The 21,568-nt window shown below is 38.4% G+C and carries 16 protein-coding genes; 13 read left to right on the top strand and 3 right to left on the bottom strand.

Annotated elements, in window-relative coordinates; translation table 11 throughout:
- Positions 1 to 18 precede the first annotated feature (18 nt).
- From ON15_RS05420 to icd, 13 genes are all read left to right on the top strand, one after another.
- Entirely contained in the window at positions 19 to 1,761 is a 1,743-nt protein-coding gene (locus tag ON15_RS05420; RefSeq protein WP_010580468.1) for an ABC transporter ATP-binding protein, read from the top strand.
- Complete coding sequence (locus tag ON15_RS05415) at positions 1,754 to 3,541, top strand: ABC transporter ATP-binding protein (RefSeq protein WP_010580467.1); 1,788 nt, start codon at positions 1,754 to 1,756, stop codon at positions 3,539 to 3,541. Before ON15_RS05420 ends, ON15_RS05415 begins: the two co-directional genes overlap by 8 nt.
- Positions 3,542 to 3,887: 346 nt before the next feature.
- The gene (locus ON15_RS05410) at positions 3,888 to 5,531 is read left to right on the top strand and encodes a peptidase M20 (RefSeq protein ID WP_010580466.1); all 1,644 of its coding nucleotides are present in this window, start codon (positions 3,888 to 3,890) and stop codon (positions 5,529 to 5,531) included.
- 4 nt (positions 5,532 to 5,535) lie between these two features.
- Positions 5,536 to 6,375 carry a dimethylarginine dimethylaminohydrolase family protein gene (locus ON15_RS05405; protein WP_010580465.1) on the top strand — a complete coding sequence of 280 codons (840 nt, stop codon included), beginning with the start codon at positions 5,536 to 5,538 and terminating at the stop codon, positions 6,373 to 6,375.
- 15 nt (positions 6,376 to 6,390) lie between these two features.
- Positions 6,391 to 7,218, top strand: coding sequence for a transporter substrate-binding domain-containing protein (locus ON15_RS05400; RefSeq protein ID WP_010580464.1), 828 nt, complete (start codon positions 6,391 to 6,393; stop codon positions 7,216 to 7,218).
- 24 nt (positions 7,219 to 7,242) lie between these two features.
- Positions 7,243 to 7,929 carry an amino acid ABC transporter permease gene (locus ON15_RS05395; RefSeq protein WP_010580463.1) on the top strand — a complete coding sequence of 229 codons (687 nt, stop codon included), beginning with the start codon at positions 7,243 to 7,245 and terminating at the stop codon, positions 7,927 to 7,929.
- A 14-nt stretch (positions 7,930 to 7,943) separates the two neighbouring features.
- Complete coding sequence (locus tag ON15_RS05390; protein WP_010580462.1) at positions 7,944 to 8,684, top strand: amino acid ABC transporter ATP-binding protein; 741 nt, start codon at positions 7,944 to 7,946, stop codon at positions 8,682 to 8,684.
- A gap of 29 nt (positions 8,685 to 8,713) precedes the next feature.
- Positions 8,714 to 9,985 (top strand): aspartate aminotransferase family protein, encoded by a 1,272-nt coding sequence (locus ON15_RS05385; protein WP_010580461.1) that lies wholly within the window; start codon positions 8,714 to 8,716, stop codon positions 9,983 to 9,985.
- Positions 9,986 to 10,005: 20 nt separating this feature from the next.
- A complete protein-coding gene (gene hisC, locus ON15_RS05380) occupies positions 10,006 to 11,112 on the top strand; it encodes a histidinol-phosphate transaminase (RefSeq protein WP_010580460.1) in 1,107 nt (368 codons plus the stop codon).
- A 121-nt stretch (positions 11,113 to 11,233) separates the two neighbouring features.
- Positions 11,234 to 12,145: a Gfo/Idh/MocA family protein gene (locus ON15_RS05375; RefSeq protein WP_010580459.1), complete on the top strand. Its 912-nt coding sequence runs from the start codon at positions 11,234 to 11,236 to the stop codon at positions 12,143 to 12,145.
- 281 nt (positions 12,146 to 12,426) lie between these two features.
- Positions 12,427 to 15,039: an aconitate hydratase AcnA gene (acnA, locus tag ON15_RS05370; protein WP_010580458.1), complete on the top strand. Its 2,613-nt coding sequence runs from the start codon at positions 12,427 to 12,429 to the stop codon at positions 15,037 to 15,039.
- A 23-nt stretch (positions 15,040 to 15,062) separates the two neighbouring features.
- Positions 15,063 to 16,142: a citrate/2-methylcitrate synthase gene (locus tag ON15_RS05365; RefSeq protein WP_010580457.1), complete on the top strand. Its 1,080-nt coding sequence runs from the start codon at positions 15,063 to 15,065 to the stop codon at positions 16,140 to 16,142.
- Between the two features lie 89 nt (positions 16,143 to 16,231).
- Positions 16,232 to 17,506, top strand: coding sequence for an NADP-dependent isocitrate dehydrogenase (gene icd, locus ON15_RS05360; RefSeq protein WP_010580456.1), 1,275 nt, complete (start codon positions 16,232 to 16,234; stop codon positions 17,504 to 17,506).
- A gap of 75 nt (positions 17,507 to 17,581) precedes the next feature.
- Here the strand turns inward: icd and ON15_RS05355 are convergent, their stop codons facing one another.
- From ON15_RS05355 to ON15_RS05345, 3 genes are all read right to left on the bottom strand, one after another.
- On the bottom strand, positions 17,582 to 18,553 hold the full coding sequence (locus ON15_RS05355) for a LacI family DNA-binding transcriptional regulator (RefSeq protein WP_010580455.1): 972 nt from the start codon (positions 18,551 to 18,553) through the stop codon (positions 17,582 to 17,584).
- A 10-nt stretch (positions 18,554 to 18,563) separates the two neighbouring features.
- Positions 18,564 to 20,240, bottom strand: coding sequence for a glycoside hydrolase family 13 protein (locus ON15_RS05350; protein WP_010580454.1), 1,677 nt, complete (start codon positions 20,238 to 20,240; stop codon positions 18,564 to 18,566).
- A gap of 95 nt (positions 20,241 to 20,335) precedes the next feature.
- On the bottom strand, positions 20,336 to 21,175 hold the full coding sequence (locus ON15_RS05345) for a YitT family protein (RefSeq protein ID WP_010580453.1): 840 nt from the start codon (positions 21,173 to 21,175) through the stop codon (positions 20,336 to 20,338).
- Between the last annotated feature and the right edge of the window lie 393 nt (positions 21,176 to 21,568).

Below are 21,568 nucleotides of genomic sequence, written 5' to 3'. Positions count from 1 at the left end.
TTATGGAGGTGAGAAACATTGACGATTTTTAAAAAGCTATCATGGTTTTTCAAAGAACAAAAGCAATCATATTTTAAAGGCATCTTTTTTTTATTAATGGTAGCTTTGGCCAATATTATTCCACCAAAAGTAGTTGGAATTATCATTGATTTGATCCAGCATCATCAATTAAAGCCGACTACCTTGTCAGGCTGGCTGCTGCTGCTAATTATCGTGGCAGTTTTTCAATATCTTTGTCGTTTCTCATGGCGCAAGTATATTTGGGGCAGTGCGGCCTTGCTTGAAAAGAAGTTGCGGGGACGGTTGATGGACCATTATTTAAAAATGGACGAAAATTTTTATCAGCAGCATCGAATCGGCGATTTAATGGCACATGCAACCAATGATGTCAATGCGGTTCAAGAAGTAGCTGGTTATGGAATCTTGACGCTGGCTGATTCTTTAATTACTGGTGGAACGACTTTAGCTGCGATGATTTTTCTTGTGGACTGGCGCTTAACTTTAATTGCGATTTTGCCTTTGCCATTATTGACATTATTATCAAGCAAATTAGGTGGTAAAATTCATCAAGCTTATGATGATTCGCAAGCTGCTTTTTCCAGAATCAATAATAAAACACAAGAAAGTATTCAGGGGATCCAAGTGATTCGCACTCTCGGACAGGAAAAAGAAGATTTAGCGGATTTTAAAAAGCAAGTTAATGAAGTAATTCAAACAAATCAAAAAGCTTATCGCTTGGATGCACTTTTCGATCCGCTGACAAGTTTGATTATTGGTTTAGCTTATGTCATGACGATCATCATTGGTGGAATGATGGTTTTAAAACAAACTATTTCAATTGGGCAATTAGTGTCTTTTATTGCATATATTGGTAATTTGATTTGGCCAATGTTTGCGATTGGTGGCTTGTTCAACGTAATTGAACTTGGGAGTGCCAGTTACGATCGGATTGAGAGACTGTTGCGAATTAAAAGTCAAATTACGGAATTGCAGGGGGCAATTACAACTCCGCCACAAGGAGAGCTGAAATTTGCAATTAGTGAGTTTAGTTATTCGCGGGCCAAACAACCAGCTTTGATTGATCTTGCCTTCAGTTTAAAAAATGGCCAAACTCTAGGGATTGTTGGGCCAACTGGTGCTGGGAAAAGCACGTTGCTGCAATTGCTGGTTCGTAGATTTGATAATTATCATGGCAAAATAACCTATGGTGGTATTGATATTCGTGACTATTCATTGGACAGTTACTTACCAGCGATTGGATATGTTCCCCAAATTAGTTTGTTGTTTTCCATGTCGATTGCTGATAACATTCGTTTTGCCAAACCGACAGCTTCCCAAGCGGAAATTGAAAGGGCTAGTTCGTTGGCTGGTTTACAAACTGATATTTTATCATTTCCAGCAGGTTTTAAAACGCAAGTTGGCGAACAGGGAATTACACTGTCAGGCGGTCAAAAACAGCGCTTATCAATTGCACGAGCAATCTTATTGAATCCTGAATTGTTGATCTTGGATGATGCACTTTCTGCCGTTGATGCTAAAACTGAACAACAAATTTTGCAAAACTTAAAGTCAATTCGGCAAAACAAAACAACGATTATTGCGGCTAGCCGTCTAAGCAGTGTTGCTGCCGCAGATAAAATTATTGTTTTGGATCACGGGAGGATTGTCCAGCAAGGTCAGCACCAAGCACTGATCAGCCAAGCTGGTTGGTACCAAAGAACATTTCAAATCCAGCAAAAGAAGGTGTTAAGCGGTGACTGAAAAAGGCAAGTCAGTTTGGAGTAAATCATTTACTTTCAAAGAACAATGGCTGATCATTAAAAGACTATGGCCATATGCTCTACAATTTAAATGGCAATTTGTGATTGCAATTTTGGCAGCTGCTGGTTTAAGTGTTTTGAATGTTCTGCTGCCAAGGCTGCTGCAATTTTATATGGATCATGTTTTAACTAACAAATCTGCTAGTTTACAAATCTTATTAGCGTTTGCCGGCTTGTATTTTTTAGGAACCTTACTGAAAGCGGGATTACAATTTATTCAATCGTTTTCCTACTCAATGGGTGCGGAACGTTCGCTTGAAAAGATTCGGGTGGATTTATTTGCTAAGCTGCAGCAGGTTGGAATGACATTCTTTGATCAGACGCCGGCTGGAGCCATTATTTCCCGAGTTACTAACGATACTAAAACGCTGTATAATTTTTGGATGTTGTTTTTGTCGCTATTGGTAGCCAGTTTTTCAATTATTTCGGCAGTGATTGCGATGTGGTTGACTGATCAAATGTTGACTAGCTGGATGCTATTATTTTTGCCGGTATTATGTTTAGTGATCATTTATTATCAAAAATTTAGTTCAAAAATATATCGACAAATGCGGGAATTATTAAGCCATTTGAATGCGAAACTTAATGAAGATTTGATTGGAATCGACATAATTCAGCAATTTCGCCAGCAAGTTAGAATTCAAAAGGATTTTGAAAAGACCAATCAAAAATATTTTCAAAGCCGCTTGGCAATGATCAAAGTTGAGTCTTTACTGCTTTATCCGGTGGTAACATTGATGTTTCTATTAGCCGAAGGGATAACCTTGGCTCATTTTGGTTTTAAAAGTCAAACAATTTTTGTGCAAGCGGGTTTGATTTATGCTTTTATTTCCTACTTGCAGGCCTTTTTTAATCCAATGAGCGATGTAATGAATTATTTGACTTTTTTTCAAGATGGAATGGTTGCCGGCAGTCGAATTATTAAAATAATTGATGAACCACTTAAAATTCCAATACAAAATGAAGAGTCAGCTTTTAAGATCACTAATGGAAAAATTGAATTTAAGCATGTTTGGTTTGCTTACCAGCCTGGTAAACCGATTTTAAAAGATATTTCATTTGTTGCTTATCCTGGTCAGACAATTGCTTTTGTCGGTCAGACTGGAAGTGGTAAAAGTTCAACAATTAATACATTAATGCGGTTTTATGAATTTCAAAAAGGTTCGATTGAAATTGATGATCATAATATTCGAGAATATCGTCAACAAGAGCTACGAAAAAAAATTGGCTTAGTTTTGCAGGAACCATATCTATTTTATGGAGATATTGCATCAAACATTCGTATGTTTGATCAAAAAATGACTGATTTGCAAATTAAGCAAGCCGCTGAATTTGTTCAAGCAGATAAATTTATTGCGGATCTTCCAGAAACTTATCACCAGCCGGTTTCCGAAAGAGGGATGACTTATTCAGCAGGGCAACGCCAACTGCTGGCATTTGCACGAACAATTGTCCGGGATCCTAAAATATTGATTCTTGATGAAGCAACTGCTAATTTAGATACGCAAACTGAAAAACTAATTCAAAAAAGTCTAGCCAAAATGCGCAAAAATCGGACAACGCTCATTGTGGCCCACCGCTTATCGACGATTGAAGATGCTGATTTAATTTTAGTCTTGGATCATGGCCAGATTGTTGAACGTGGGACTCATCAGCAGTTACTGGAATTACGCGGACAATACTTTAAAATGTATCAACTGCAGCATCAGCAAAACAAATAACAAATAAATAAAAAACAAAAAAGTTGTGATTAGCAATAGTTGATCACAACTTTTTTGTTTTGCCTATTTGAATTATGGACGCTAAGAAATTAAGAATCAATAATTGGGCACCCCAAAAAATTTGTTTTTAAATAACTTGCAAGCCATGTTAGAAGACCTATACATCTTATAAATTAATTTTTTAAAACAAGAAAGCAATTTTTTATTCAGATACGAAATATTTAAGTGAAAATTCATGTGAAAGCATAAAAATGCCAGCTTTTAGGTTTGTGTTATATAAATTGACATTAGCTTTTGCATAAATTATAATTCGACTAAATTTAAAGAGAGTCAGGGGGATCAATTCATGTATCAGCAATTACATGCTTTACCACAAGCGGAGCAAATAGAATTATTAACACGACATTTAGTTTCAATTAACAGTGTTAACGGAACAACTGGTGAAATTGATTTAGCTGATGAATTAGTGAAGATTTTACAAAGCTTTCCAATCTTTCAGCAACATCCAGATTGGGTTTGGACGCAATCCTTGCCGCATGATCAGTTAAACCGCAAAAATGTTTTTGCGTTGTTAAAAAAGCCGGGTTGCTGTCGAACGATCATTTACCATTCTCATTTTGATACTGTTGGGATCGAGGATTTTGGTTCTCTTGAAGCTTCAGCCTTTGATCCAACTGCTTTGGAGAAGTATTTTGCAAGTTATCAAGCTGATCATGAAGTGCAAGCTGACGCTCAGTCAGGTGATTGGTTATTTGGGCGTGGGGCGTTAGATATGAAAAGTGGTGATGCAGTAAATTTAGCTAATTTATTATATTTTAGCGAACATCCTGCTGAACTTGCTGGTAATCTTTTGTTCATGGGAAATTGTGTTGAGGAAAATGATCACAGTGGGGTGATTGCAGGCTTAAGTGAACTGCATCGTTTGCAGATCGAGCAGGGTTTGAAGTATGTGACTGCCATTAACACGGATTTTAACAGTCCTAAATATGCTGGAGATAACAACAAGTACGTTTATTATGGAGCAGCAGGCAAGATGCTGACTTGCTGTTACATCAAAGGAATCGAAACCCACGTTGGCAATACTTATTCTGGGATTGATTCAACCTTAATTGCTAGTCAAATCAATTTACTGCTCAATAATAATCCCAAATTTGTTGAAAGAATTCCCAATGAAGAAGTCTTACCGTCAGCTTGTTTGCAACTGCGAGACCAAAAAGATTTTTATAATGTTCAAACTGCCAAAGTAACTGAAATGTATTTCAATACTTTTACTTACCAACGGCCAGCAGCTGATACTTTAAGATTATTCAAAAATGCAATTGAGAAAGCTGGCCAACAGCTGCTTAAAAAACTGGCAGAGCGGCAACAGAAATTTTTCTCTGCCTTAGGGATGCCAGCAGTTGCGGAAAATAAGCAGCTGTTTGTTTACACCCTGGTTGAGTATTTGGCTTATTTAGAAAGGCAGGGTTTGAATTCAGCAGCTTTAGTTGCGGAGTTTGCTCAACAAGCGGATCAATTTGATCGGCGTCAAGTTGGTTTTAAATTGATTGATTTTTTAGATCAGCATCTTAATGATAATCACGCAAAGGTTGTTTTATTTATTGCACCACCATTTTGTCCGCACAACAGTGTTAAAAAAACAACGACGGTTTACCAACAGTTGCTCAAGGTTTTAGAGGAATCACAAAATCAAGCTGAAATCAAACTTAAGGAATTTTTCCCTTATTTATCGGACAGTAGTTATTTAGCGATTGATGAAACCAGCGAAGAGTTGAGTCGTTTGCAAGCAAACTTTCCGTTGGCAGAGCAAATCTATCCGCTGCCTTTTGCTCAAATGCGCAAGCTAGCAATTCCAGCTATAGATATCGGTGTCTATGGAAAAGGTGCCCATACTTGGAAAGAAAGAGTTTATAAACCATATTCATTCAACATTTTGCCAACCTTGATTCGCAAATTTTCCCAGCAAGTTTGGCAAGCAACTAAGGAGTGATCAAATGTTTGTTAAAGATGGAACTAGTAAATTAAACCGTGTCCTAACTTGTCCACCAACTTTTTTGCAAATGGCTGCACCAATTAACGAAATTTCAAAAAAGTATGCTGATCAGCCATTAAACCAGTCCAAGTTAATGGCTGAGTATCAACAATTACTGGATGCATATGCTGAAGCAGGAGTTGAAGTTGAAGAACTGACTACTGACCCGTCAATGACAAATTCGGTTTTTGCCCGTGATTTTGGCGGTTGTGTTAAAGAAGGCTATATTTTAGGACGTTTTAAGGAAAGCTTGCGATTTTTTGAACGTCAAGCATATGAAAAAAAGATGGCGGAACTAGGAATTCCTAAAATTGTTGAAGTTAAAAATGGCTTTTTTGAAGGAGGTGACTTTGCTTTTTTAAATGAAAAGACAATCGCTTTAGGGATGATTGCCAGGACCGATCAGAAAGGTTTTTCTGAGGTTCAAGCTGGATTAGCTAAATATGGCTATCACGTTTATCCAGTTCCTGCTGATGCGCGTTACTTGCATTTAGATATGTGTTTCAATTTAGTCGCAGATCACTTAGCAGTTGCCTATCGTCAAGGCTTACCGGCTACTTTTTTGCAATTGCTTAATCGATTAGAAATTGAGATTATCCCAGTAAAAGAAGCAGCTATTTTTCAACATGGCTGTAATTTAGAGAGTCTTGGAGAAAAGCGGGTTTTATCATTAGCACAAAATAAAACTGTTAATCGTCAATTGGAAGCTCATGGAATTGATGTTATTGAATTGGATATTACAGAAACGCTTAAAGCAGGTGGGGGGCCACACTGCATGACTTTTCCGCTGAGTCGCGGATAACGGAGGGAGCAAGCTATGAAAAAGGGATGGAAAAAAGTTTTAGCAATTGTTGGGACGGGCTTAATTACCAGTCTAATTTTAGCTGGTTGTTCGAGCAGCAGCAAAGATAATAGTGTCAAAAAAATTCAGGATAAAAAAACAATTACAGTTGGGACTTCAGCTGATTATGCACCATTTGAATTTCCAATTGTTAAAAATGGGCAAAAGAAGATCGTTGGTTATGATATGCTGATTGCCGAAAAAATTGCTGATAACTTAGGCGTCAAATTAAAAATTGAAAATACCGAATTTCCTTCACTGATTTCAGAGTTAAAAAATAATAAAATCGACATGATTTTGGCTGGCATGGTTTCAACTAAACAACGGCGCAAAGTAGTAGCTTTCTCGCGGTCATATTATACAGTTAAAAATGTTTTATTGGTTCAAAAAAAGGATGCTAATACCTACAATACAATTGCTTCATTAAAAGGTAAACAAATTGGTGCCCAGCAAACAACAACGCAAGAATCCATTGCTAAACAGCAGATCAAAGGTGCGAATGTGGTCACGGAATCAGTTTTGACCAGTTTAACCACTGAACTTTCGCAAGGAAAATTAGCTGGCGTCGTTGTTGAGAATGAAATTGCTGATAATTATTTAAGACAGTTTCCTAATAAATATGCAGTTGCTAAAGTTAAACTGACAACTCCTAAAGATCAACGTTCAGTTAATATAGCAGTCAGAAAGTCGGATAAGGCTTTGCTCAAAAGAATTAATAAAGTCTTAATAAAATTGCAAAATAATGGAAAAATGGCTAAAATGTTAAAGCAAGCACAGGTTTTACAAGACAAATATGGTAAATGAGTTTGATTTTTAAGGAGGAAGTTCATGTTCGGTTTCATGAAACAGTATTATCCAGTATTTCTTGAAGGAACGGCCCAAACGATTATAATTTCAATTATTGGCATCCTGATCGGTATTTTATTAGGTTTATTATTTGTTATGATGCGGCTTTCAAAGTTAAAAGTTTTTGAGTATCTAGCACGTGTTTATATTGCAATCGTTCGTGGAACACCTTCAATGATTCAGGTAATGCTGATTTATTATACTTTATCAAAAGTAATTTCTGTACCCCAAGTTCAGTTTCTAGGGTCGGGACTTGATCGCGTGATTCCTGGTTCGATTGCTTTAGGGATTAATTCTGGGGCTTATACAGCTGAAATTTTCCGCTCAGGGATTATTTCGATTTCACGCGGTCAGACTGAAGCCGGCTTGTCATTAGGGTTAAGCGAAAAAACGACGATGTTTTCGATTGTTTTGCCGCAAGCGGTGCGTAATATCTTGCCTGCTTTGGGTAATGAATTTATTTCACTGATTAAAGAGTCATCGGTTTTATTTTATATCGGTGTTCAAGAAGTCACTGCCCAAGCGTTAGGAGTTGGTGGGACACTGTACAATTTTGTCCCACCACTGATTGTTGCTGCTTCAATTTATTTTGTACTGACATTTTTGTTGTCGCAGTTGATGCAATTCATTGAGAAAAAAATGGGCCGTAAATATATCCAAAGCAATTAAGGAGAGTTTATAAGATGACAGTTGAGCCAAATATTATTGAAGTCAAAAATTTAAAGAAAGCATACGGGGAAAATGTCGTTTTAAAAGACATCTCCTTCACCGTTAAAAAAAGCGAAAAAGTCGTTTTAATTGGACCATCTGGTGGCGGAAAAAGTACCTTATTACGTTGCTTGAATCGCTTAGAGGACTTTTCTGGACAGGTAATTTTTGAAAACCAGGACCTCAGCGCCGCTAGTAAAGAAAAATTGCGTGCTTTGCGACAAAAGATGGGAATGGTTTTCCAACAGTTCAATCTTTTTCCGCATAAGACAGTTTTGGAAAACATTACTTTTGCACCAATTAAATTAAAGATTTCCTCGCTACAAGCTGCCCAGAAAAAGGCACTTGATTTGTTGGAACAAGTTGGTTTGAAGAACAAAGCCAATGCTTATCCGCAATCGCTTTCTGGTGGGCAGCAACAACGGGTGGCAATTGCCCGGGCATTGGCGATGGATCCAGAAGTAATGTTGTTTGATGAGCCGACTTCAGCACTGGATCCCGAAATGGTCGGCGATGTTCTGCAAGTTATGGAAAAACTGGCTACCGAGGGAATGACCATGATTATTGTTACGCATGAAATGGGCTTTGCTCAGGAAGTAGCTGACAAGGTCATATTTATGGATCAAGGCCAAATTGCTGATAGCGGTAGTCCAGCATATATTTTCAAAGAAACAGCTAATCCGCGGACCAAAGAGTTTATTTCAAAAGTTATGTAGGATTAGACCAGTTTTAGGAGACGGTGAAAATGAAAACTTTATATGAAAGATCCTTAGCAGTCTTACCACCAGTGGCTGCTCGTGCAACTGAACTTGGGGTTACTAAGGGTCGAGGAATTTATTTGCTGGGTGAGGATGGTCAACGTTACTTGGATTTTGCTGCCGGAGTGGGGGTCGTCAATTGCGGTCATAATCATCCTAAAATTGTGACTGCGATTGAAGAACAATTGCAGCAATTGATTCATGGTGGACATAATGTAGTTTATTATCCTTCTTACATTGAGTTGGCTGAAAAGTTGACCAAGCGTGTGGGTCAGGATTATAAGGCCTATTTTTCAAACAGTGGAGCTGAAGCTAATGAAGGAGCTGTCAAACTAGCATTGAGTGTGACAAAGCGCAATGGAATTATTGCTTTTTCTCGTTCATTTCATGGTCGGACTTTGTTAACAGCAGCTTTGACGGCTTCCAATGCTCGTTATCGTCAAAACTATGAAGGTGTTTTGCCACCGGTTTATCATGTTGATTTTCCAGACATTGATAATTCTAAATTGAATGAACAGCAAGAAATTCAACGGTGTTTGGATCAGCTGCAGCAATTATTTACTAATATTTTAACTCCACAACAAACAGCTTGTATTATCGTTGAGCCAGTTCAAGGGGAAGGCGGCTATTTACCAGCTCCTAAGTCGTTTTTAGCTGAATTGCGGCGAATCTGCGATCAATATGGAATTCTGCTGATTTTTGACGAAATCCAATCTGGTTATGGTCGAACGGGCTACTTGTTTGCCAAGGATTATTATGGGATTGAACCAGATATTTTGACTGCTGCCAAAGGAATTGCGAATGGCTTGCCCTTGAGTGCTGTGCTAGGGAAGACAAAGTATATGGATCAATGGCTGCCAGGAGCTCATGGTGGGACATTTGGCGGAAATCCACTGGCTTGTGCCGCAGGAGTGGCAGTCTTAGATATAATGGACGAAGAATTTTTAACGACTGTTCGCCAGAAAGGTGAATTCTTTAAGCAAGGGTTGCGCCAGTTGCAGCAAAAATATCCAGTGATCAGCAGTGTCCGAGGCTTGGGCCTAATGATTGGGGTAGAGTTTCGCTCAGTTGACCAAAAGCAACCGTTAACTGAGCTGGTTGCTAAAATTAGACAAGAAGCCTTGAAACGCAAATTGATTTTACTAAACTGCGGAGTTGAGCATAATGTGATTCGCTTTATTCCACCATTAATTGTTGAAAAGAATCAATTGCAGCAAGCTCTCAAGATCCTTGATGAGAGTCTTGCCGCTAGTCTTTAAATTCTGAAGGGTGAAGTTATTTGATTAAAAATTTTGATTTTAGAAAGTATGCTGCTGATTGCCAACCTTATATCCCTGGTGAAAGCGAAGCAACGGTTTTAAAACGTTATGGATTGGATTTTGTTGTCAAGTTGGGTTCTAATGAAAATCCTTATGGCCCTTATCAGCATGCGCGTCAGGCGATTATTGCGAGCACTAAGTATTTAAATCGCTATCCTGAAGATGAATATCGGACCTTAACAGCACAACTGGCTAAATTAAATCAGGTAAAGACCGAAAATGTTGCTTTAGGCAGTGGAGCAGGCAACATAATTGAAACAGTTGCTCGGTTATTGTTAGACGAAGGTGATGAGGTTTTAATTGGTGAGCCTTCTTATCGTTTATATCGCGAAGTATCGCGGTTAATGGGAGCAAAAATTGTTCTAGTCAAGGCTCAAACTAATTTATCTTTTAATTTAGCTGATTTTAAAAGCAAAGTTACACCGCAAACCAAGTTGATCTGGCTTTGCAATCCGAATAATCCGACAGGTTTGATCAATTCAGCAGCAGAAATCGAAGAATTGATCGATCAAGTAGCAGATGATGTTTGGGTAGTGGTTGATGAAGCTTATGCAGATTTTATTGAAGCTGGTATGCGGCCAGATTTAGTTTCCAAAATAACGCATAAAAAAGTTATTATTATTCGAACCTTCTCAAAATTTTTTGGTTTAGCAGGGGCCCGCGTCGGCTATTTGGTAGCTAACTCTACGGTCATTAAAATGTACAATACAATCACAGAGCCATTTTGCGTTAACCGGACCGGATTGTTTGCCGCGTTAGCAACTTTGACCAAAGATCAAGCCGAAGCCCAAAAAGTAAAAAAGCAAATTTCACTGCAACGCTCAGATTTGTTTCACCAGTTGAAGCAACTTGGCTTTGATCCAATTGCATCACAGGCTAATTTTATTTTAGTCAAAATTCCCCAAAATCTGGGAACGGCGGATCAATTGGCGATGCGTTTAATGGAAAAAGGTGTTATTATTCGATCAGCAAGTGGTTGGAATTTACCCGCAGATGTTCGAATCACAATTGGTAAGCCGGAAGAAAATCAATACCTAGTCAAAAAAATCTCTGAATGTCTTAAATGAAATTCAGCAGTTAAAGAAATCTGAGTGTTTCCGCTGCTGGATTTTTATGGACAATTTTCGCAAAGTGTTTTAAATTGTTCTCAGATGGTTTGTTTGCAAAATTGTCAAAGGAGAAGAATAGATGAAATTTGGAGTAGTCGGAATTGAAAAACGGGCCTTGAAGGAATATTTACCATTATACTTTTCAATGCGTGACTCAGGCGATTTTTATTTTGCAGTTCAAGATGAAAAAATTGAACAAGCATTAATGCAAAAATATCGTTTAAGCCACTTATATCATAACTTGCAGCAATTACTGGATCTGGGAATTGATGCTTGCTTTATTCATGGCTCAACCCCAGCTCATTTTGAATTAGCTAGAAAATGTTTGGAAAATGGTGTGCATGTTTTTATTGATCGGCCGGTAGGTGAATCCTTGACTGAGTTGCGTCAATTACAAAATTTGGCGTTAAATCATCGTCAAATTTTGATGCTGGGCTTTAATCGTCGGTTTGCGCCTTTAGTTGACGATCTTAAGCAAGTCAAGCATAAAAGATTATTGATGATAACTAAAAATTATAATAATTTAAAATTGGGGACAGCCACGGCGATTGATGAGATTTTTATTCATTTGATTGATACAGCGATTTATCTGATTGACGAGCCCATTAAACAATGCAATAGTCAAATCAGAAAAAACCAAAATGGAATGTTGGATACGGCCGTTATGCAATTGGAAACAGAATATTCAACTGCTTGGCTGGCGCTAGATGCTCATTCAAATGCTGATGATGAACAGATTCAGTTAACTAGTGATCGTGGACATTATATTTTAAATGACTTACAGGAATTAGAAATTCAAAATCAATTAATCAAACAAGTCAGCACTTCTAAAAAATGGTCAGAACCAGCGGAGCTCTGTGGCTTTTATCAAATGGTAAGATCATTCATTCAAGCTGTGGAATCAAAAACTTCAACCAAACTCAAACAGAAAAATATTTGTTTGAGTCATCGACTGTGTGCGCAAATGCTAAAGTCAGCAAAACAAAAGTAAATTTACTTGCCAATATTGCTAAAACTTTCAAATTGACTCAGGAGTTAAAAACTTGGAAGGTAAAACGGCAATATTTTTTTGTTTACAAATTTGTATCCGCTTACTTAATTGCAAAAAGAGAAATTTTTACACTTTTTATTTGAAAAGAATCTTTTTTAGTGAGACTTAACATTAGGTGTAATTTGCAGGTGATTAGAAGTATGTTAGAATGATTAGAAATTAGACCACGTTAGAAAATTTAAAAATTCATGACGTGGTGATGAATGGAGATGCTTTAGCAAATGGCGACAAATCCAGATTATCAGCGGCAATTAACGATTGGACAAAAAAAATATTCGTATTTTGATATAGCAGACTTTTTGGCTGATCATGATCAGAATATAGCTAGTCTGCCATACTCGATTAGAATTTTATTAGAGCTAACACTGCGACACAGTCAAGAGCGGACGGATTTAAAAAAATTTTTACCTGCATTTATTAATTGGGACCAACAACATGATCATGATGTGCCTTATAAGCCTGAACGAGTAGTTCTACAAGATTTTACAGGAGTTCCCGCTTTAGTTGATTTAGCTGCAATGCGCGAAGCTGTTAAACAGCGAGGGGGCGACCCAGCGATGATTAATCCAGATGTGCCAGTGCATTTGATTATTGATCATTCAGTCCAAGTTGACATGGCAGGCACACCAGCAGCATTTGACTATAATGTTAAACAGGAGTTTAAACGTAATCGCGAAAGATATACTTTCTTAAAGTGGGCTCAGGCCAGTTTTTCAAATTTGACTGTTATTCCACCTGATACCGGAATTATTCATCAAGTAAATCTAGAATATTTATCGTCAGTTGTTCGTTTCAGCCAAGCTCAGGTTCCGATCTTATTTCCTGACACTTTGGTTGGAACCGATTCACATACAACAATGATTAATGCCTTAGGTGTTTTAGGCTGGGGTGTTGGTGGAATCGAAGCTGAAGCCAGCATGCTAGGACAAGAGTCATATTTTCCAATGCCGCGAGTAGTTGGGGTGCGGTTAACTGGTAAATTGCCGGTGACGGCGACGGCAACGGATTTGGCTTTGACCTTGACTCATCTGTTGCGTCAGCACAATGTTGTTGGTAAATTTGTTGAGTTTTATGGCCCAGGTTTGCAGAACTTACCGCTGGCAAATCGGGCAACTATTTCTAATATGGCCCCTGAATATGGCGCAACTTGTGGTTTTTTCCCAATTGATGAGCAAACGTTAGCTTATTTGAAATTAACGGATCGCTCAGTTGATCAAATTGAGCTGATCAAAACGTACGCTCAAACTAATCATTTGTTTTATCGGCAAGTCGAAGATAATCAGCGGCATTATTCTGAAAACGTCGAATTAGATTTGCGGACGGTTAAAAGTAGCGTTGCTGGACCAAAACGCCCACAAGACTTAGTGAATTTAGCTCAATTGCCAAAGTATTTTGCTGGTTATGATCTGCCAGATTGTCAGGTCGAGATTAATGAACAAAAATTTGCTTTGCAGCCGGGTGCTTTAGGAATTGCAGCAATTACGAGCTGCACTAATACGTCAAATCCAGAAATTTTAATCACAGCGGCTTTAATTGCCAAAAAAGCTATCGAAAAGGGTCTTCAGATTCCAGCGTATGTTAAGACTTCGTTTGCTCCAGGTTCGCGTGTTGTTGCCGACTATCTCAAAGCTTCACGTCTCCAGCCTTACCTCGATCAGTTAGGATTTAATATTGTCGGTTATGGTTGTACAACTTGTATCGGTAATTCAGGTAAATTAAATGCAGGTGTTCAAGAGGTTGTTGCGCAAACTAATTATCCTTTAGCTGCAATTGAGAGTGGCAATCGTAATTTTGAAGGGCGCGTTAATCCTTTGATTAAAGATACTTATCTGGCTTCTCCGCCCTTAGTAATTGCTTATGCTTTAGCTGGGACCTTAGATATTGATTTGACTAAACAAGAACTTGGTCAAGATCAGACCGGCACCCCAGTTTATCTAAAGGATCTTTGGCCATCGAGTGAAGAGGTTACTAAAATCATTCATGATTATGTCAAGCCGAAATTATTTTCTGACAATTACCAAAATATTTTTGAGCAAAATGCAACTTGGAATGCTCTGCCAGTTACTAAATCTGTGACTTATCACTGGAATCAGAATTCAACTTATCTGGCTTTACCGCCGTTGTTTGAACCGCAAACAAAGCAGTTAGCTGATCTGAGGGTGTTAGCTAAGTTGGGCGATTCAATTACCACCGACCATATTTCACCAGCTGGCTTCATTGGGCAGGATACTCCGGCCGGTCAATATTTGTTAAGCTGTGGTGTGAAACCTGAGGACTTTAATTCTTATGGTTCGCGGCGCGGTAATCATGAAGTTATGATTCGGGGCACCTTAGCTAATATTCGGTTGCAAAACCAACTTACTCCGCAAAAACATGGCGGCTTTACTAAATCTTGGTTAACTGGTAAAGAAACGACAATTTACGCGGCAGCAATGGATTACAAAAAACAGAAGATTGGAACGGTCATTTTAGCTGGTAAGGATTATGGGATGGGTTCATCGCGTGATTGGGCAGCCAAAGGTGTTCAAATGCTAGGTGTCAAAGCGGTCATTGCGGAAAGTTTTGAACGAATTCATCGCTCAAATCTAGTTATGATGGGTGTCCTGCCACTACAGTATTTGTCGGGGCAAAATACTGACAGTTTGGGATTAGATGGCAGTGAAACATTTACCATTAAGTTGACTGGACAGACTGCTCATGTTAAAGCCCAGAATCAAGCACATCAAATTGAATTTGATGTGCGGGTTCGGTTTGATGCGCCAATCGATAATCAATATTATCGGTCACAAGGAATTCTGCCATATGTCTTAACCAAGAAAATGGCCGAGAATTAATTTATTTTTGAGGAGGGAATTTAATGGATTGTCAAAAGGGCTTAGACGGAGTTGTTGTTGATCAAACAAAAATTAGTTCAACGGCGAATGCTCATTTAACGTACGTAGGCTATCCGATTGAAGAAATTGCTAGTGCAACGTTTGAAGAAGTTGTTTTTCTCTTGTGGTACAAGCAATTGCCTGATCAGCAGAAATTGAAAAAATTTCGACAACAATTAGTCAATAAAATGATTTTGCCAGCAGAAACGATCAGATTGCTATTATATATAGCTAAAGAACCACAACATCCTATGAGTATTCTCCGGACAACAACTTCTCTGTTAGGGACAACCAACGATGTCGAGCACGATGAGCCACCTAAGATTCTCTCAAAAATGCTGACGGCCATTGCAGCAATTATCCGAATTCGAGATAATGAGCCATTAATCGATGTTGATCCTCAACTGAGTGTTGTGGAAAACTTTCTTTATATGATAACTGGTAAACGACCATCAAGCGAACTTACGCGTATGTTTTCGACGGTGATGATTTTGCATGCCGATCATGAATTTAACGCTTCAACCTTTACAGCGCGAGTGGTAGCTTCGACTTTATCGGATTATTATTCTTGTTTAACAGCGGCAGTTTGTGCGCTAAAAGGTCCGCTGCATGGTGGCGCTAATGAAAGAGTTTTTGAAATGCTGCAGAAAATCAAAAATCAGCAGTTAGATCCAGTTGAATATATTAAGGATCAGTTGGCACAAAAACGTAAAATTATGGGATTCGGTCATCGAATATATAAAAGTGGCGATCCCCGTGCTTTTATTTTGAAAAAAATTGCCCAAAAATTAGCTGTTGAGACTAATAATCAAGCTTATTATCAAATTCAGCAACAATTAGCTGATTATATGTTAAAGAAATATAAACTTCATCCAAATGTTGATTATTATACCGCGTTAATTTATCACTGCATTGGGTTAAAAAAGGAAACTTATACAATGATTTTTGCTGCTTGTCGGACAGTGGGTTGGTTGGCACATATTATGGAACAGCGTCAAGAGAATATTTTGATCCGCCCATCTTCTGAATATGTTGGGCCCCAAAATCGTCATTATAAAATTTAAATAAAATAGTAATCTGTTATTTTTGCTGAAACTGAAAAAAGCCTGGAATCAAAGGGCAGTTTATCAAGCCATCTGAGGAGGAATCAGCAGTGACAAAACCAGAAAAGATTTCAGTTCAACACAATCAACTGCAAGTGCCAGATTTCCCCATCATTCCCTTTATCGCTGGTGATGGAATCGGGCCAGAAATTTGGACGGCAGCTAAAAAAGTTTTTGATGCTGCAGTTGACAAAGCATATCAAGGGACTAAGCAAGTGATTTGGAAGCAATATTTAGCTGGACAGGCAGCCTATGATCGAACAGGAGAATGGCTGCCGGCGAAAACGATAGCGGCATTAAAGGACTATCTGGTTTCAATCAAGGGACCACTGACAACGCCAATTGGTAAGGGACATCGTTCATTAAATGTGACTTTAAGGCAAGAACTTGATTTATTTGCCTGCGTCCGACCGGTTGAGTATTTTGCTGGCAGTCCATCACCGGTCAAATATCCGGGGAAAGTTTCTATTACTGTTTTTCGGGAAAATACTGAAGATATTTACGCTGGAATCGACTTTGCTGCACAAACACCTGCAGCAGATGAGTTGTTAGCGTTCTTAAAAAAGTATCATCAATTTGCAAAAGTTCGTTTTCCAGATACTTCGGCTTTTGCAATCAAACCCGTTTCAAGTGAAGGATCAAAGCGCCTAGTTAAAGCTGCTATTCAGTATGCAATTGATCACCATTTGCAGACTGTTACGTTAGTTCATAAGGGAAATATTATGAAAAAAACAGAAGGCGGTTTTAAAAACTGGGGTTATCAAGCAGCTCAAGAATTCAAGGATCAAGTCTTTACGATGGAAGAGTATACCGATGTATTACGACAGGCAGGATATGATGAAGCACAAGTAGCCCAAGCGAGAGCAGTTAAAGCAGGAAAAATTATTGTTAATGATCTGATAACCGATAATTTCTTTCAGCAATCTTTATTGCATCCCGAGAAGTTTGACGTGGTGGCAACTTTGAATTTGAATGGTGATTATATTTCTGATGCTTTGGCGGCTCAAGTTGGAGGCATTGGGATTGCTCCCGGAGCTAACATCAACTATCAAACCAAACGAGCAATTTTTGAGGCCACGCATGGTACTGCACCACAGTTTGCCGGACAAAACAAATTAAATCCGACCTCGATGATTTTGTCTGGAGTTATGATGTTTGAATATCTTGGTTGGCAACAAGCCGCTGATTTAATAAAAAAAGCAGTTAGTCAGGCAATTGCTGATCAGCATGTCACGGTTGATTTTGCTAAAGCACTGCCAGATGCTGTTGAGTTGTCAACGAGTGGTTTTGCAAGTTATTTAGCTGCATTGATTGAGCAAAATTAAAACTTAGCTTAGATAAAAAAAGTCACTAATCAGTTGATTAGCGACTTTTTGATTTTTTATCGGCAAATAAATATTTTATTTAGTAGTTAAACCAGCATGAAAACTCACCGGCAAAATCTGTGGTGAAGACGGTACTTGACCATTGATCAAGTTAACAAGAGCGACAACCGCTGCTTGGGCCATTTGCTCAACCGGTTGTTTGATCGATGAAAGCTTCAATTGAGTTCCTGAATAAGCAGGGACGCCATCAAAACCAATCAATTGGACATTTTGTGGCACCATAACTTGTTGCTGTTGCAATCCAAGCCAAATTTGTAAAGCTAGGGCATCAGAAACCGCAAAAATTCCATCGTATTTAAAATTAGTTGAATTAAAATTAAGTTTCAGCCATTTGCCTAAAAATCGAGTATTAATATGGTTGGGCAACAAGATTTTTTCACATTCAATATTTTGCTGCAAACATTGATCCAGAAATCCCTGGTAACGTTGAAAAGCCGAATTTTCAAGCGGTTGATAACCAACAAAGGCTAATTTTTGACAACCTGTAGCAATTAGCCGAGCTGCTGCTAACTTGCCACCAGCATAATTATCGGCTGAGATCAGTGGTACTTCTTCAGTAAGCCGATGTTCCAGAGTAATCAGTGGAATCTTAACATTCAGCCAAGGTGTGATATCAGAATATGACATGGTAATAATGCCAGCAACTTTTTGGACTTGGGCCATTTGTAAATATTCAAGTTCGTTTTTTGCTTGACTGCCAGAAATACCTAAAATAAGTTTTAATTGCCTTTTTTTAGCTTCAAGTTGAATTTGTTCAGCTAATTTGGCAAAAAAAGGAGTTGTAATTTTAGGCAAGATTAAAACAATATAATTAGTTTGCCGCCTCTTTAAGGCTTGAGCGGTACCATTAGGCAAATAATGGAGCTGGTCAATGGCGGAAACAATTTTAGCACGCGTTGCTGGCCGCATTTTGGCGCCATTTAGATAGTTTGAGACTGATCCACGCGAAACCCCGGCTAATTTTGCAACATCATTAATATCAGTCATAGTTGGTCCCTCAATCAGTCAAATAAACTCGAGCTTCATAAGGTCGTAAGCTAGTTGTCATTTTACCTTGATAGTTTTGCAAGATCAGTTTTGCCTCGGGAACAAGCGAGTAATCACGTTCTAAGGTTTGATCAGTAAAGTTACAGATCACTAATAATTGCTGATCAGAGTTACGCCGAGTATAAGCAAAAACAGCTGGATCTTGGTCGTTGTCTTTGACTAATTGAAAGTCACCATCAGTAATGACTGCTAAGTTATGACGCAGTTTAATTAATTGCTGATAAAAGTAGAAAATAGAATTTGGATCAGCTAAGGCAGCCGCCGCATTGATCTGCTGATAATTTGCATTGAGCTGTAGCCAAGGTTTACCACTAGAAAAACCAGCATTTTTTTGATCATTCCACTGCATCGGTGTCCGGGCATTATCGCGAGATTTAGCATCAAAGTAGCGCAAAAGCTTCTGACCGGAAATGATTTTTTCTTGGTCAACTAATTCATGATAGGCATTGCGTGCCTCAACGTCAACAACATCATCCAGCGTTGCAAAATGAGTATTGGTCATACCAAGTTCCTCACCTTGATAAATATAAGGTGTACCTTGCATACAATGCAGCATGGTGGCTAACATTTTGGCAGATAAAACGCGGTATTGCGGTGAATCATTGCCAAAGCGGGAAACGACCCGCGGCTGATCATGATTATTCCAATATAAACTGTTCCAAGCACGATTAGCTAATTTTTGCTGCCATTTAGTTAAGTTAGCACGCAAAGCAGTTAAGGTGGCTTTTTGATCACTCCATTTTCCTAAACGCGGATCACGATTATTATCTAATCCCATATGCTCAAATTGAAAAACCATATTTAACTCGTTACCATCAAGGTTGGCATATTTAGCAGCTTGATCAATGGTTACACCAGCTGTTTCACCAACAGTGATCCAGTCATATTTACTTAAGACTTGCTGATTCATTTCTCGTAGGTATTCGTGTTCATGCTTTCCGTTAGCTACTAATGAACCACCATCACCATAAGGAGCATTGGGAGCTTGTGGTCCGTCAGGCAGTCCATCAGGTTTAGAAAGTAAGGAAATAACGTCCATTCTGAAGCCATCAATTCCTTGTTTAGCCCACCAATTCATCATTTTAAATACAGCTTGGCGAACTTGCGGATTTGCCCAGTTTAAATCGGGTTGTTCTTTGGCAAACAAATGTAAATAATACTGCTGAGTTTTTGTATCATAGGTCCAAGCAGGTCCAGAAAAGAACGATCCCCAGTTATTTGGCTCATGTCCATTAACTGGATCACGCCAAATATAAAAGTCGCGATGAGGATTATCCTTACTTTGACGTGATTCAATAAACCACGGATGTTCTGAGGAACTATGATTGACAACTAAGTCGAGCATGATTTTAAGTCCCATTTGATGTGCTTGGGCTAATAATTTCTTAAAGTCAGTCATAGTGCCGAAATCTGGATTAATCGCCTGATAATCCGAAATGTCGTAGCCTCCATCAACATTCGAAGTTTTGTAAATTGGATTTAGCCAGATTACGTCGACCCCTAATTTTTTGATATAAGGAAGGCGTTGAATAATTCCTGGTAAATCACCGATTCCATCTCCATTGCTATCTTGAAAACTTCGTGGATAAACTTGATAAACAACTGCTTTTTGCCACCATTTGGTCATAATTTTTCCTCCATCAAACTATATTTGGAACGTTCCAAGTAATCCTGTAAATGATTATATTTTAAAAAAGAAAAATTTGCAAGGGCTTCCTTTAATTACATTCCCCAGCGACCGCCGTGGACTTTAACAACATTTGAGGTGATAATAAATGCGTCTGGATCAATTTGATGGATTTGATGGATTAGGTTGCCGTAATTTAAATCATCGGTCACTACCAGTAAGACTTCCTTGCTTTGAGCGCTGAAGCCGCCTTCAGCCTGATAAATGGTGACACTCTCTTGATTGGCTAACAACATTTGTCGAATCTGATCGATTTTGTTTTGACTTACGATTTGAATTTGATATTTATGATCTAAGCCAGCTTCAATATAGCGCATAACTAGTGAAGTAATTACTAGAGAAAAGGCTGCGAGGAAAAAAGAGTTAACTCCGGCAACCGGAATATTAAATAAAGTAACCAGCAAATCAAGCGCCAATAAGGAAATCGCTGGATTAAGATGAAAATATTTTTTTAAAATTAATGGTGGAACAGTTGTACCACCACTGGAAGCATTAATCCGGTAAAGCATAGCAATTCCGGCAGCAAAAACTGTTCCGCCAATTGTAACTGCTAGCAAGGGGTCATCGACTAACTTAAAACTGGGATTTAAATAAAGCAGGCCCGGCAAAATAAAACTCCCAGCTGAAATTTTGCGAATGATTTTGGTATCTAGAAAAAAAGCTGCGAGAATGATCATTGCTAAATTGATTACTAAGACGGTAGCTGCTCGGTTAATCCCCCAAACGGCATTTAATAAAATAGCAATTCCAGTTGCACCACCAGCAGCTACGTCGATTGGTGCAAAGAAAAAGTTGATTGAAAGTGTGATCAATTCTAAGCCAATAAATAACCAAAACCATTGACTAAGATTTTTTTTAATTTTTACTGCAGACATTAAGTCACTTCCTCTATTGTATTCTGTTTAATTTTAACAATAAAAAATTTATTCGGCAAAATAAAAAACTGTTGACGGTAAAAATTTTTAGTGTTAGTCTTCTAACAAAGATAATATTAAACGTTGATGAGAAGAGTAGGCTGAATTTCATTCATTAGCGAGTCCTGTTAGATGAAAATGGATGTTTGGATCAGGTTGAAGATGAGCTCGGAGTTTTTAATCCCTGGTGAAAGCTTTGGATTCGTGAGGATACGATATAATCCCTGGCATAGTTTGTGCCGATGAGATTTGGATAGTAATATTCAAATGAAACTGGGTGGTACCACGGTTAAACGTCCCGGCAGTATATTAAGTTATGCTGCCGGGATGTTTTTTATTATCTTCAAAAATATT

The sequence above is a fragment of the Liquorilactobacillus vini DSM 20605 genome, assembly GCF_000255495.1.
Classification (GTDB): Bacteria; Bacillota; Bacilli; order Lactobacillales; family Lactobacillaceae; genus Liquorilactobacillus; species Liquorilactobacillus vini.
The sequence above is the reverse complement of the archived record's forward strand: the minus strand, read 5'-3'. Positions and strand labels throughout refer to the sequence as shown.

What these genes read in the sequence shown, in the direction of transcription:
- ON15_RS05390 (WP_010580462.1), top strand. Translation starts at nt 7,944, where the DNA reads ATGACAGTTGAGCCAAATATTATTGAAGTCAAAAATTTAAAGAAAGCA.
- ON15_RS05350 (WP_010580454.1), bottom strand. Translation starts at nt 20,240, where the DNA reads ATGACCAAATGGTGGCAAAAAGCAGTTGTTTATCAAGTTTATCCACGA.
- ON15_RS05410 (WP_010580466.1), top strand. Translation starts at nt 3,888, where the DNA reads ATGTATCAGCAATTACATGCTTTACCACAAGCGGAGCAAATAGAATTA.
- ON15_RS05365 (WP_010580457.1), top strand. Translation starts at nt 15,063, where the DNA reads ATGGATTGTCAAAAGGGCTTAGACGGAGTTGTTGTTGATCAAACAAAA.
- ON15_RS05400 (WP_010580464.1), top strand. Translation starts at nt 6,391, where the DNA reads ATGAAAAAGGGATGGAAAAAAGTTTTAGCAATTGTTGGGACGGGCTTA.
- ON15_RS05385 (WP_010580461.1), top strand. Translation starts at nt 8,714, where the DNA reads ATGAAAACTTTATATGAAAGATCCTTAGCAGTCTTACCACCAGTGGCT.
- ON15_RS05405 (WP_010580465.1), top strand. Translation starts at nt 5,536, where the DNA reads ATGTTTGTTAAAGATGGAACTAGTAAATTAAACCGTGTCCTAACTTGT.
- ON15_RS05345 (WP_010580453.1), bottom strand. Translation starts at nt 21,175, where the DNA reads ATGTCTGCAGTAAAAATTAAAAAAAATCTTAGTCAATGGTTTTGGTTA.
- acnA (WP_010580458.1), top strand. Translation starts at nt 12,427, where the DNA reads ATGGCGACAAATCCAGATTATCAGCGGCAATTAACGATTGGACAAAAA.
- ON15_RS05395 (WP_010580463.1), top strand. Translation starts at nt 7,243, where the DNA reads ATGTTCGGTTTCATGAAACAGTATTATCCAGTATTTCTTGAAGGAACG.
- ON15_RS05375 (WP_010580459.1), top strand. Translation starts at nt 11,234, where the DNA reads ATGAAATTTGGAGTAGTCGGAATTGAAAAACGGGCCTTGAAGGAATAT.
- ON15_RS05355 (WP_010580455.1), bottom strand. Translation starts at nt 18,553, where the DNA reads ATGACTGATATTAATGATGTTGCAAAATTAGCCGGGGTTTCGCGTGGA.